Origin of the sequence: Caballeronia sp. LjRoot34 (genome assembly GCF_964253815.1) — a bacterium.
GTDB lineage: Bacteria > Pseudomonadota > Gammaproteobacteria > Burkholderiales > Burkholderiaceae > Caballeronia.
Genome location: NZ_CAXUSB020000001.1, coordinates 2,603,564 through 2,616,772, shown reverse-complemented (window position 1 = coordinate 2,616,772; position 13,209 = coordinate 2,603,564). Strand labels below are relative to the sequence as shown.

Here is a 13,209-nt window from a genome sequence, read left to right as displayed (position 1 = left end):
ATTCTCTGTCTTGGGTTGCTGCTAGTCGATTCAGTTGGCTGTCTTGGTCGCTGCCGACGCGGTCTGCGACGGCGCGCTTTTCGACGTTTGCCCGTCGATGGCCAGGTTTGTATCCGCGGCGTCAAAACCTCCGCCCAGCGCCTTGATGAGGCCGAGTTGCAGGTCACGGCGCTTCATGCGCAGATTCGTCACGGTCTGCTCGTTTGCCAGCCGGTTTTGATCGGCGGTGAGCACTTGCAATTGCTGCGATAAACCCGCTTTGTAGCGAATCACGGCGAGCTGATACGCGTGCGTCGAGGCATCGAGGGCGCGCGCGGCATCGCTTGCTTGCTGATCCACCGAACGGATCGACGCGATCTGCGTGGCGACGTCATTCAGCGCGTTGATCAGGGTCTGGTTGTAGTTGGCTACGTCCAGGTCAAAGTCCGCGTAACGGCCTTTCAACTGCGAGCGCAATGCGCCGGCATCGAAGATCGGCAGGTGTACGGCTGGCCCCGCGTTGAACTGGCGGCTGGTGAAGTTGAGAAAGCGGCCCCACCCGAACGCATCAAAACCCGCCGCCGCTGACAGATTGATGTCAGGGAAAAACTCGGCCTTCGCTTCCTTGATGTCCGACGTTGCCGCTTCCACCTGCCAGCGAGCCGCGACAATATCCGGGCGGCGCGAAATCAGATCGGCGGGCACGTTGTCCGGCAGCGTGACCTCGATCTTCGTATTGAGCACCGGCGTGGCGATCTTCAAGCCACGATCCGGACCCTGGCCGAGCAACGCGCCCAACTGATAGCGCGTGGTCGTGATCTGGCCGTCGAGTTCGGACAGGTTCGTCTGGCTCGTCGCGATATTGCCTTCGGCGGTGCGGCTTTCCACGTTTGTGTCGAGGCCCGCCAGCACGCGGCCGTTCGTGATCCGTCCGATGTCCGTCCGGTTCGCGATCTCGCGCTGCGCAACCTCGCGCAGCGCGTAGAGCAGGGCGAGCTGGTTATAGGTCTGCGCAACGGAGGCGGCCAGCGTCACGCGCGCCTGCTGCATGTCGGCCTCGGCGGCCTTCTGCTGCGAAACCGCCTGATCCAGCCGTGCGCGATTCTTGCCCCACAGGTCAAGGTCCCACGACGCGCTCACGAGCGCGTTGTTTTCGCTATACCACGAGCCGCCGTACGGAGGCGGGTAGAGCGCGTTGCCGGAGTACAGTTCGCGCGACCAGGAGTACGAGCCGTTCACCTTCGGATAAAGGCTGGAGCGCGAGGACTCAATATAGGACGACGCCTTCGCAATGCGCGCTTGTGCCTGCGCAATCGACGGATTGCCGGCCAACGCTTCATCGATCAATTGAGGCAATTGCGGATCGCCGAACTGCTTCGCCCAGTCGAGCGACGGCCACTGGCCGCCTTGCGACGGCAGGCTTTGCGCGGCTTGCAGCGCGTCGCTTTGCGGCTGGGCGATTTGTTTGTCGCTTTTAATGCCGGCGTAGTTCGCACAACCTGCAAGGGCGAACGCTGCCACGGCGGCAGCCAGTGCGCTGCGCGCAGCGACGGGCGCGGACGCGGACGAATAAAAGAGTTTCATCGCTCGGCTCTTTGATAGGGAGTGTAAAGATGGACGCTGCAACTAATTTCTTTCATTTTTATTACGATACCGGCCGGGCGACGGGAAAGTGCCGTCATTGTGCGGGCATCATTCAGCGGCGCGCGACGGATCATCAATAGGAGGATTTAGTAGCGGATTTTTCTTGCATGCCGAGCAGCGCCGCAGACACGGGGTCACCCGAATTCAACAGGATTCGACGCAGCATGCTTTTCAGGAAGCCTACTTCCTCTGGCGTAAATCCGCAGAGCAGCTTGTCGAGAACGTTCGTAAAAATTGCCGGAATCTGTCCGGCAAGCGCGCGCCCTTCTTCGGTCAGCGCCAGCCGGACGACCCGCCGGTCTTCCTCGCTGCGCAAGCGTGTAATGAGTCCGCGCTTCTCCAGACGGTCGATCAGGCGGGTCACGGCGCTCGCGTCGATCCCGTATTCGCGCGCCAGATCGGCGGCCGCGAGGCTCCGGCCGCTTGCCAGCATGAACATGATGCTGGCTTGCGTGCTGGTGATGCCGAGATCGGCCATGGTGTGTTGCGTGACGTTATTCCACAAAGTCGAGCGAACGCGGCTAAGCAGATAACCCACGCTTTCGCTGAGTTCGTAATTCGCAATTTCGGGAACCGGCTGGGGGGTGTCGCTCATGGATTCTCGTGCGCTTGCAATAATTGACTATGCAAGATTATAGAATCAGATAGTTGACCCGGCAAGTACCTCGGCATGCATGTTAAGAATCTTCTTAATTTGATGCCCTTGCCACGGGTGTTGTTATTTTGAGATTCGCGCGACGCCCGCTGAGGCCTGACGGTAGGCGTTGACGCCGGTTTTCGGTTGTCTTGAAATAGGAATCCGGTTCCGGGTTATGTCCTATTGCACGATGGGGAGGAAGAGGACACGCCGGCGTGTTACACTCTCGGGTTCCCATCGCGCCGAGTGCGGGGGGCGTGGAGGTTTCTTTCTGAGTTGACTTTTTAAGTCGACTTTTTGAGTTGGCCCCGCGGCCTGCTGCTTGCACCCACCCACGGCGCTCAACTGTATGTACAAGCTCCTCAGCCTCCTATGACTCGCGCCCTCCGCAATATCGCCATCATCGCCCACGTCGACCACGGCAAGACTACGCTCGTCGACCAATTGCTCCGCCAGACGGCCACGTTCCGAGAGAACCAGCAAGTCGTCGAACGCGTGATGGACTCGAACGACATCGAAAAGGAACGTGGCATCACGATCCTTTCGAAGAACTGCGCGGTCGAGTATGAAGGCACGCACATCAACATCGTCGACACCCCGGGACACGCCGACTTCGGCGGTGAAGTGGAGCGTGTGCTGTCCATGGTCGACTCCGTGTTGCTGCTGGTGGACGCCGTTGAAGGCCCCATGCCGCAAACGCGCTTCGTGACGAAGAAGGCGCTGGCGCTCGGACTCAAGCCTATCGTGGTGATCAACAAGGTTGACCGGCCGGGTGCGCGGATCGACTGGGTGATCAACCAGACGTTCGACCTGTTCGACAAACTGGGTGCGACCGAAGAACAACTCGATTTCCCGATCGTGTACGCATCGGGCCTGAATGGTTATGCCGGACTGAACCCGGACGTGCGCGAAGGCGACATGCGTCCGCTGTTCGACGCCGTGCTGGAACACGTTCCGGTTCGCCCGGCTGATCCGGAAGCGCCGTTGCAGCTCCAGATCACGTCGCTCGACTTTTCGTCGTACGTCGGCCGTATCGGCATTGGCCGGATCACGCGCGGCCGCATCAAGCCGGGCATGGCCGTCGCCGTGCGTTCGGGTCCTGACGGCGCAATCCTGAACCGCAAGATCAATCAGGTTCTGTCGTTCAAGGGCCTGGAGCGCGTGCAGGTCGAAGAGGCGGAAGCCGGCGACATCGTGCTGATTAACGGTATCGAGGAAATTGGTATCGGCGTGACCATTTGCGCGGTTGACACTCCGGAAGCGCTGCCCATGATCACCGTGGACGAACCCACGCTGACCATGAACTTCCTGGTGAATTCGTCGCCGCTGGCCGGCCGTGAAGGCAAGTTCGTCACGAGTCGTCAGATCCGCGATCGCCTGTTCAAGGAACTGAACCACAACGTGGCGTTGCGCGTGAATGAAACCGGCGACGAAACCACGTTCGAAGTCATGGGGCGCGGCGAACTGCACCTGACCATTCTTGTAGAAAACATGCGTCGTGAAGGCTACGAACTCGCCGTGTCGCGTCCGCGCGTGGTGATGACGGAAGTCGACGGCGTGAAGCACGAGCCGTACGAAAACCTGACTGTCGACATGGAAGATGCAAACCAGGGCGGCGTGATGGAAGAGCTGGGCCGCCGCAAGGGCGAAATGCTCGACATGGCGTCGGACGGCCGCGGCCGTACGCGTCTTGAGTATCGTATTTCGGCACGTGGCCTGATCGGCTTCCAGTCGGAATTCCTGACGCTCACGCGCGGCACGGGCCTGATGAGCCACACGTTTGATTCGTATCAGCCGGTGAGGGAAGGCGGAGTGGGCGAACGTCGTAACGGCGTGCTGATTTCGCAGGATGATGGCGCGGCTGTCGCGTACGCATTGTGGAAGCTGCAGGATCGCGGCCGCATGTTCGTGTCGCCGGGCGATGCACTGTACGAAGGCATGATCATCGGCATTCATAGCCGTGACAACGATCTGGTCGTGAACCCGATCAAGGGCAAGCAGTTGACCAACGTGCGTTCGTCGGGAACGGATGAAGCGGTGCGCCTCGTGCCGCCGATCCAGATGTCGCTGGAATATGCGGTTGAGTTTATCGACGACGACGAACTGGTCGAAGTGACGCCGCAATCCATTCGTCTGCGTAAGCGTTACCTGAAGGAACACGAACGTCGCAGCGCCAGCCGCAAGGGCGCAGTGGACTAATTGAATGCCGGCCCCGTTGAGGGAGCACGGCTGCTGACATCAACGCATCAGGCATGACAAAAAAAGCCGTTCCAGGCATGCGCGGAACGGCTTTTTCGTCGTGCGCAAGGCATGGCGCGATCTTGGATGTGCACGCGCTCTCTTGCTTGTTGACCGCAGCAAGCGAAGCGTAGCAGCGTGCCGATTAACCGCATGCTCGATTCCGTCGCCGGGTCAGCGCCGCGAATTTGTCGGTGGCAGGCTTCGTCACAGATCAGAATGCGAATCTCCGGAAGCCCCTGCTCCAGGATTGCCCTGTGGAATTGGCTGCATCAATATTGGAGGCTCGGGCAATTGGAGGGACGGAGGGACTAGGGTTGGTTCGGGCAGTACAGGTCTCTCACGCGACAATCTGAGCGGGTTATAGAATATGGCGCGGTCCGGCGTAACTGTAGCCCGAATTTCTGTATATGCTGCGTCCATATAGTGTCGCAATGCCGCGTTCATGGCGCCTTGCGTCTCGTACTGGAACGCACCGTTGTTCGGGTCGAAGATAATATAACGATGCGCGGGTGGGGTTCCGTCGGGGGCCGTCACGTCGTGATTCCGCTGGATCAGAATCGCATGGCCGCTCGCCGCGCCGGGAGTTGAAATGTCTACGCCTACGAATGCAACCCCCCCCGGAGGCATCGCGTTCAGGCCGTCCACGAGGCTATTTAGGCGATCCTCTGGCGACATTCGGCTGCGTGCACTGAAATTCAGATCTCTAGATTGCTCGTAAATCCGCAGTGAGAGGAGATTTCGGTTGTGCTGGTATGCGTTAATATTGTTGTAAATGCCGGAGTCTCTCGCCGTGACACTGGTGCGCATATCGTTCTGCATGCCGGTGACTGCCTGCGTCAAATTTATCGCGGATCTGGCACTATAACTGCGGTCAATGCGACGCATTGCTTCGCGAACGATGCCTTCGCACGTTCCTGTTCCATCGTCACCTCTGGTTTCTCTGCGGTTGTTTTGATCGAACGCCATGTATGACGCCGCACCGTCTACGAGGGCTTCACCGCCCCGGCATTCCCGAAATTGCGATGTTGCGCACGAGCCCAACACGCCGCCGCGCTTGTCCCGAAGGGATGTCTCGTCAGCGTTTTGGTCCTGGTTGTCGGTCTTAGCCTGGGAGCGATCAGATCCGCCATACCGGTGATTCTTCAATTCCGGAGGCTCGAGAGTATTGGCGTCGACATGGCCAGGCACGCTTTTTGTTGGGGGCAGTGACCCCCAAGTCCGTGAACTGGGTGGCGTAAAGAACTGGATCGTGTGCGGCGTCGCAATGTCTCCGTCCTCTGTATAGGCGGACTTCATGTAGTCTCGCAAGGAGCTTTGCATCTTTTCCAGGCTGTCATAGGTGAATGCACCATTATTCGGGTCGAAGATCGTGTACCGATCCGGCGAGCCGGCCCTTCCATCCGCAGGAAGGTGCTGTAGCAGCAGCGCGTGGCCGCTAGTCGCCGGACCCGTTACATCACCGCGTCGAATGCCTACGTCAATGTACGCGAGGCCGCCCCTGGACATAAAGGACAGGCTGTCCGTTAGGCCGTCTATGGCATCGGCGTGCGACGTTCTGCCGTGCGGATTCAGATCCGCGTTCGAGGACTCGCGGTACTTGCTTAGTGCCAGGGAGCCCGGATTGCTCTGGAATGCCTGAATTCGGCCGTAAATGTTGGTTTGGTCTGAGCGGCCGCTGCTCATCTCGCTCCTCATGTCGGTGACAACCGATCGCAAATCTGATGCTTTGCCTCCGTAATTGCGGTCAACGCGACGCAGTGCTTCGCGGATAACGCCTTCGCAAGTTCCACGTCCGTCATTGCCTGCTGTCTCTTTGTGGTCGAATTGATCGAATTGCACGTACGAGGACGAGTTCGCTTCGAGCGCTTCGCCGCCGCGACATTCAAGAAAGGCCGATTTCTCGCATGCGCCCAGCGCGCCACCGTGCTCTTCCCTAGGGAGGGTGTCGTTGGGGTGTGACAAGTTTGCGCGAACATAAGACGGGGTGCGACCGATCGGGTCGAGATCCCGTTTAGACAACCCGTCATTCGGCTTCGCCGCGAATTGCCCAGAGACACGGGCCTCCGGAAAAATCTTTGGCTGAGCGGGCGGCGGGCTCGCGGCCGGCGCTTGGTCGGCAAGTGTGTCTGACGCCGTGTTCCGCGCGGATGCACTCGAGTATTGGGTCGTGACTTCCATTTGCAGCTCCATTGTGGGAGTTTTAAAAGGCGTGAGATCGGACACGCGCGCCGGTACACAGCGGCATCGGCGATCTGCGCTGCTGGGCGCCAACGCCGGAACCGTATTGCGTGCCTTCAGTGTGTGGAAAATCTTGCGAGCGAGGTGTTGAATAGATATGCATTGGCGGTGCGCACGGTCGATCAGGACGCGAGAGCGAGCGTGCACTCAGCACACCCGTCCTGCGTCGATTGCTTCTGGGAACTCTTCTCAGATGCCGCGCCCTGGCGCAGCAACAACCTAGATCGAAACTGGGAGAGCGGTGCCGCGCGTCGTGAGAATATGTCCGAAAGCCTCATGCAGCGGGCTTCCGTGGCACTATGCCTGCTATCTGGACTATCTGTTATGTGCTATGCTAGAGAAAGTATTGCCAGTTTTAGGTCCTTCCAAGCAGACTTGATTCGCGCAATCCGCTAAACGGTCAGGCCGTGTTGCGGAAGGTTGAGTAACCCGCTATTTCTCGAGAAACTCGAAGAAAGGTGAGCGTAAAAATGATGAAGAATTCCCAGCTGAACTCCTATTTGTTCGGCGGTAATGCCCCGTACGTCGAAGAACAGTACGAGGCATATCTCGATAATCCCGCGTCAGTGCCCGAGACCTGGCGTACCTATTTCGATGCGTTGCAGAACGTGCCTGCATCGGATGGGACGAATCACAACGACGTGGCCCACGGCCCTATCGTCGAATCGTTCGCGCAACGCGCGAGATCGAACGGCTTCGTGCCGCGCGAGAGCAGTGGTGATCTGGCGACCGCGCGCAAGCAGGTCTACGTCCAGTCGCTGATTGGCGCCTACCGTTTCCTCGGCTCGCAATGGGCCAACCTCGATCCGCTGAAGCGCCGCGAGCGTCCGGCCATTCCTGAGCTCGAACCCGCGTTCTACGACTTCACCGAAGCCGACATGGATCAGATGTTCCATGCGCAGAACCTGTATTTCGGTTTTGAACAGGCGTCGCTGCGCGAGATCGTGAAGGCATTGCGTGACACGTACTGCGGCACGATCGGCGCCGAGTTCATGTACATCAGCGATCCGGAACAGAAGCGCTGGTGGAAAGAGAAGCTTGAATCGATCCGCTCCACCCCGAATTTCTCCCCCGACAAGAAAAAGCACATTCTTCAGCGCCTGACGGCGTCCGAAGGGCTTGAGCGTTTTCTGCATACGAAGTACGTCGGCCAGAAGCGCTTTTCGCTGGAAGGCGGCGAAAGCTTCATCGCGTCGATGGACGAAGTCGTGCGCCACGCGGGCGCGGCCGGCGTGCAGGAAATCATCATCGGCATGGCTCACCGCGGACGTTTGAACGTTCTGGTGAACACGCTGGGCAAGATGCCTGCTGACCTGTTCGCTGAATTCGAAGGCAAGCACGTCGATGACCTGCCGGCCGGTGACGTGAAGTATCACAAGGGTTTCTCGTCGGACGTTTCAACCGATGGCGGCCCGGTGCACTTGTCGCTCGCGTTCAACCCGTCGCACCTTGAGATCGTGAACCCGGTGGTCGAAGGGTCGGCGAAGGCACGGATGGATCGTCGCGGCGACATCGACGGCCTGCAAGTGCTGCCCGTCCAGATTCACGGCGACGCGGCATTCGCGGGTCAGGGCGTGGTCATGGAAACGCTGAACCTCGCGCAAACGCGCGGTTACGGCACGCACGGCACGCTGCATATCGTCATCAACAACCAGATCGGCTTTACGACGTCCGACCCGCGCGACGCGCGTTCGACGCTGTATTGCTCGGACGTGGCGAAGATGATCGAAGCGCCGGTGCTGCACGTGAACGGCGACGATCCGGAAGCGGTCGTGCTGTGCACGCAGCTGGCTATCGACTACCGCATGCAGTTCCACAAGGACGTGGTTGTCGACATCATCTGTTTCCGCAAGTTGGGTCACAACGAGCAGGACACGCCGGCGGTCACGCAACCGCTGATGTACAAGACGATTGCGAAGCATCCGGGTACACGCGCGCTCTACGCTGAAAAGCTCGTGCAGCAGGGCGTGATCACGGCTGAAGACGCCGATGGTTACGTGAAGGCGTATCGCCAGGCCATGGACGACGGCCACCACACGGTTGATCCGGTGCTCTCGAACTACAAGAGCAAGTACGCGGTGGACTGGGTGCCGTTCCTGAACCGCAAGTGGACTGACGCGGCTGATACGGCCGTGCCGCTCGCAGAATTGAAGCGCCTCGCGGACCGTATCACCACGGTGCCCGATAACTTCAAGGTGCATCCGCTGGTCGAGCGCGTGATCAACGACCGTCGCGCGATGGGCCGTGGCGATGCAAAGCTCGACTGGGGCATGGGCGAGCATCTCGCTTACGCGTCGCTGGTGGCATCGGGCTACGCCGTGCGTCTGACGGGCCAGGACTCAGGCCGTGGCACGTTCACGCACCGTCACGCTGTGCTGCACGATCAGAACCGCGAACGCTGGAACGACGGTACGTACATTCCGCTGCAGAACATTGCCGAAGGTCAGGCGAAGTTCACCGTGATCGACTCGGTGTTGTCCGAAGAAGCGGTGCTCGGTTTCGAGTACGGTTATTCGACCGCGGAACCGAACACGCTGGTCGCATGGGAAGCGCAATTCGGCGACTTCGTGAACGGCGCGCAAGTCGTGATCGACCAGTTCATCTCGTCGGGCGAAGTGAAGTGGGGCCGCGTTTCGGGTCTCACCATGCTGCTGCCGCACGGTTATGAAGGACAGGGTCCGGAGCACTCGTCGGCACGTATCGAACGGTTTCTGCAGCTTTGCGCGGACCACAACATGCAAGTGGTCCAGCCGACCACGCCGGCGCAGATTTTCCATCTGTTGCGCCGTCAGATGATCCGCTTGTTCAGGAAGCCGCTGATCGTCGCTACGCCGAAATCGCTGCTGCGCCACAAGGAAGCGGTGTCGGATCTGTCGGAACTGGCGAAGGGCTCGTTCCAGCCGATCATCGGCGAAGTGGATGACGCGATCGAGCCGAAGAAGGTCAAGCGCGTGATCGTGTGCTCAGGTCGCGTGTATTACGACCTGGTGGCGCATCGTCGCGAAGCGAAGGCGAACGACGTCGCGATCATCCGTATCGAGCAGTTGTATCCGTTCGCCCACAAGCAGTTCGACGCGGAAATCAAGAAATACGAACACGCGACCGAAGTGGTCTGGGCACAGGACGAACCGCAGAACCAGGGCGCCTGGTTCTACGTCGAGCATCATCTGCGTGAAGGCATGCGTGATGGACAGAAGCTGGCTTACAGCGGCCGTCCGGCATCGGCATCACCGGCAGTCGGTTACTACGCGAAGCACTACGAGCAGCTGAAGGCGCTGATCGAAGGCGCGTTTGGCCGGCTGAAGGGCGCGCAGACGATCTCGAAATAAACGGCTGTGACCGGGGAGCGCGGCTTTTGGCGGCTCCCCGGTTTTTCATGCGCTGTCCTGTGATTCGAGTTTCGATTTTGAACGTGGAATGCAGACGCAGCGCTCGCGACCGGTCATACCCGTTAGACGCGCGCTGCATTGACACGCTCTGGTCACCCAGGAATTGACGGCGTCGAACTCTCCAAGAATTGACGTTGTACCCAGATACATTCAGGAAAAAACATAATGTCTATCGTAGAAGTCAAGGTTCCCCAGCTCTCTGAGTCCGTGTCGGAAGGCACTTTGCTGACGTGGAAGAAAAAGCCGGGCGAAGCAGTTGCTATCGACGAAATTCTCGTCGAAGTCGAAACGGATAAGGTCGTGCTGGAAGTGCCGGCACCGGCTGCAGGCGTGCTGGGGCAAGTGATCAAGCATGACGGCGACATAGTGACGGCCGAAGAATTGATCGCGACGATCGATACGGAAGCGAAAGCGGGCGCCGCGCCAGTTGCCGCCGCCGCAGGCGCTGCTGAAGTGCAGCCGGCCCCGGCCGCTCAGCCGCAACAGGAAGCCGCACCGGCAACGGTTGCTGCTTCGAACACCTCCGCATCTCCCTCGGCCGCCAAGATCCTGGCTGAGAAGAATGTCTCGAGTGACCAGGTTTCGGGTTCAGGCCGCGATGGCCGTATTACCAAGGGTGACGCGCTGGCTGCCACGCAAGGCGCGCCGGTGGTGTCCGCTTCGGTTTCCGCGCCTGCTGCAAAGGCAGCGCCGGCCAAGGCTGCACGTCCGTCCCTGCCGGATGTAAAGGCACCGGGTGCGGATCAATGGCTGAAGGATCGTCCGGAACAACGCGTGCCGATGTCCCGTCTGCGCGCACGTATTGCCGAGCGTCTGCTCGAGTCGCAGCAGACCAACGCCATCCTGACCACGTTCAACGAAGTGAACATGGCGCCGGTGATGGATCTGCGCAACAAGTACAAGGACAAGTTCGAAAAGGAACATGGCGTGAAGCTCGGCTTCATGTCGTTCTTCGTGAAGGCTGCTGTCCACGCACTGAAGAAGTACCCGCTGGTGAATGCATCGATCGACGGTAACGACATCGTTTATCACGGTTACTTCGACATCGGTATTGCAGTGGGTTCGCCGCGTGGTCTCGTGGTGCCGATCGTTCGCAATGCGGATCAATTGAGCCTGGCTGATATCGAGAAGAAGATTGCTGAATACGGCGTGAAAGCGCGCGACGGCAAGCTGTCGATCGAAGAAATGACCGGTGGTACGTTCTCGATCTCGAACGGCGGTGTGTTCGGTTCCATGTTGTCCACGCCGATTATCAACCCGCCGCAGTCGGCCATCCTGGGCGTGCACGCAACGAAGGAACGCGCGGTGGTCGAGAACGGCCAGATCGTGATTCGTCCGATGAACTACCTGGCGCTGTCATACGACCACCGGATCATCGACGGCCGTGAAGCCGTGTTGTCGCTGGTCGCGATGAAGGATGCGCTGGAAGATCCGGCTCGCTTGCTGCTGGACCTGTAAGTCCTTGCGTTAGCCCCTGCGTAAGCCCTTACGTTAGCCCTTTAAATCAGGCAGTAAAACCTTATTTGGGACTCATGGCGCGTTCGGTAGACCCGGACGCGTCGTGTATCCAACAAGAGAAGGATAGTCATGTCCAAAGAATTTGACGTCGTCGTGATTGGTGCAGGCCCTGGCGGTTACATCGCGGCGATTCGTGCGGCGCAACTCGGCAAGTCGGTTGCGTGTATTGAAGGCTGGAAGAACCCGGCCGGCAATCTGAAGCTCGGCGGCACGTGTCTTAACGTGGGCTGCATTCCGTCGAAGGCGTTGCTGGCTTCGTCGGAAGAATTTGAAAACGTTTTGCATCACCTCGGCGACCACGGTATCAATGTGGGCGACGTGAAGCTCGACCTCTCGAAGATGCTTGCCCGCAAGGAAGGTATTGTCGAGAAGATGACCAAGGGGATCGAGTTCCTGTTCCGCAAGAACAAGATCACGTGGCTGAAGGGTCATGGCAAGTTCACCGGCAAGACGGACGCCGGCGTGCAGATCGAAGTGAGCGGCGAAGCAGAAACCGAAACCGTGACGGCGAAGAACGTGATCATCGCGACGGGATCGAAAGCGCGTCATCTGCCGGGCATTACGGTCGACAACAAGATTGTCGCGGACAACGAAGGCGCGTTGTCGTTTGATGCCGTGCCGAAGAAGCTCGCTGTGATCGGCGCTGGCGTGATCGGTCTGGAACTGGGTTCGGTGTGGCGTCGTTTGGGCGCGGACGTGACCGTGCTCGAAGCGTTGCCCGCGTTCCTCGGCGCGTGCGATGACTCGTTGGCGAAGGAAGCCGCGAAGCAATTCAAGAAGCAAGGTCTGGACATCCACCTCGGCGTGAAGATCGGCGAAGTGAAGACGACGGATTCGAGCGTTTCGGTGGCCTACACGGACAAGGACGGCAACGCGCAGACGCTGGACGCTGACCGCCTGATCGTGTCGATCGGCCGCGTGCCGAACACGGACAACCTCGGTCTGGAAGCTATCGGCCTGAAGACGGACGAACGCGGTTTTATTCCCGTCGATGACCACTGCGCGACCAGCGTGCCGAACGTGTACGCGATCGGCGACGTGGTGCGTGGCCCGATGCTCGCGCACAAGGCAGAAGACGAAGGCGTGCTGGTGGCCGAGATTATCGACGGTCAGAAGCCGCATATCGACTACAACTGCATTCCGTGGGTGATCTACACCGAACCGGAAATTGCGTGGGTCGGCAAGACGGAACAGCAACTCAAGGCCGAAGGCCGCGAGATCAAGACCGGCCAGTTCCCGATGATGGCGAACGGCCGTGCGCTGGGTATCGGCAAGGCTGACGGGTTCGTGAAGATGATCGCCGATGCGAAGACCGACGAACTGCTTGGTTGCCACATCATTGCAGCGAACGCGTCGGACCTGATTGCTGAAGCCGTGGTGGCGATGGAGTTCAAGGCGGCATCGGAAGATATCGGCCGGATCTGCCATCCGCACCCGTCGTTGTCCGAAGTGATGCGCGAAGCCGCGCTCGCCGTCGACAAACGCGCGCTCAATATGTAATTGCGGCATTGTTTGAGCAGCAGGACGAAGGCGGGCGGGAGTTTTCCCGCTCGCCTTTGTTTT

General features: G+C 59.5%; 7 protein-coding genes. 4 read left to right on the top strand and 3 right to left on the bottom strand.

From position 1 onward, the window contains the following. Nucleotides 1–30 precede the first annotated feature (30 nt). Nucleotides 31–1,563 (bottom strand): efflux transporter outer membrane subunit, encoded by a 1,533-nt coding sequence (locus ACSQ36_RS11620; RefSeq protein ID WP_436182013.1) that lies wholly within the window; start codon nucleotides 1,561–1,563, stop codon nucleotides 31–33. Nucleotides 1,564–1,696: 133 nt separating this feature from the next. Continuing rightward, nucleotides 1,697–2,218 carry a MarR family winged helix-turn-helix transcriptional regulator gene (locus ACSQ36_RS11615; RefSeq protein ID WP_213761660.1) on the bottom strand — a complete coding sequence of 174 codons (522 nt, stop codon included), beginning with the start codon at nucleotides 2,216–2,218 and terminating at the stop codon, nucleotides 1,697–1,699. 414 nt (nucleotides 2,219–2,632) lie between these two features. Between ACSQ36_RS11615 and typA the strand changes: the two genes are divergently transcribed. Then, a complete protein-coding gene (typA, locus tag ACSQ36_RS11610) occupies nucleotides 2,633–4,459 on the top strand; it encodes a translational GTPase TypA (protein WP_213761659.1) in 1,827 nt (608 codons plus the stop codon). Nucleotides 4,460–4,705: 246 nt separating this feature from the next. Here typA and ACSQ36_RS11605 read toward each other — a convergent pair whose 3' ends face one another. Further along, nucleotides 4,706–6,679 carry a hypothetical protein gene (locus ACSQ36_RS11605; RefSeq protein WP_436182012.1) on the bottom strand — a complete coding sequence of 658 codons (1,974 nt, stop codon included), beginning with the start codon at nucleotides 6,677–6,679 and terminating at the stop codon, nucleotides 4,706–4,708. Nucleotides 6,680–7,209: 530 nt separating this feature from the next. Here ACSQ36_RS11605 and ACSQ36_RS11600 point away from each other — a divergent pair. From ACSQ36_RS11600 to lpdA, 3 genes are all read left to right on the top strand, one after another. Continuing rightward, complete coding sequence (locus tag ACSQ36_RS11600) at nucleotides 7,210–10,068, top strand: 2-oxoglutarate dehydrogenase E1 component (protein WP_436182011.1); 2,859 nt, start codon at nucleotides 7,210–7,212, stop codon at nucleotides 10,066–10,068. Between the two features lie 225 nt (nucleotides 10,069–10,293). Then, a complete protein-coding gene (odhB, locus tag ACSQ36_RS11595; protein ID WP_436182010.1) occupies nucleotides 10,294–11,586 on the top strand; it encodes a 2-oxoglutarate dehydrogenase complex dihydrolipoyllysine-residue succinyltransferase in 1,293 nt (430 codons plus the stop codon). Between the two features lie 129 nt (nucleotides 11,587–11,715). Further along, a complete protein-coding gene (lpdA, locus tag ACSQ36_RS11590; protein ID WP_436182009.1) occupies nucleotides 11,716–13,146 on the top strand; it encodes a dihydrolipoyl dehydrogenase in 1,431 nt (476 codons plus the stop codon). The last annotated feature ends 63 nt before the right edge of the window (nucleotides 13,147–13,209 follow it).

Excerpts from the sequence above, each read along its gene's own strand:
- ACSQ36_RS11620 (WP_436182013.1), bottom strand. The coding sequence starts at position 1,563 with ATGAAACTCTTTTATTCGTCCGCGTCCGCGCCCGTCGCTGCGCGCAGC.
- ACSQ36_RS11615 (WP_213761660.1), bottom strand. The coding sequence starts at position 2,218 with ATGAGCGACACCCCCCAGCCGGTTCCCGAAATTGCGAATTACGAACTC.
- typA (WP_213761659.1), top strand. The coding sequence starts at position 2,633 with ATGACTCGCGCCCTCCGCAATATCGCCATCATCGCCCACGTCGACCAC.
- ACSQ36_RS11605 (WP_436182012.1), bottom strand. The coding sequence starts at position 6,679 with ATGGAAGTCACGACCCAATACTCGAGTGCATCCGCGCGGAACACGGCG.
- ACSQ36_RS11600 (WP_436182011.1), top strand. The coding sequence starts at position 7,210 with ATGATGAAGAATTCCCAGCTGAACTCCTATTTGTTCGGCGGTAATGCC.
- odhB (WP_436182010.1), top strand. The coding sequence starts at position 10,294 with ATGTCTATCGTAGAAGTCAAGGTTCCCCAGCTCTCTGAGTCCGTGTCG.
- lpdA (WP_436182009.1), top strand. The coding sequence starts at position 11,716 with ATGTCCAAAGAATTTGACGTCGTCGTGATTGGTGCAGGCCCTGGCGGT.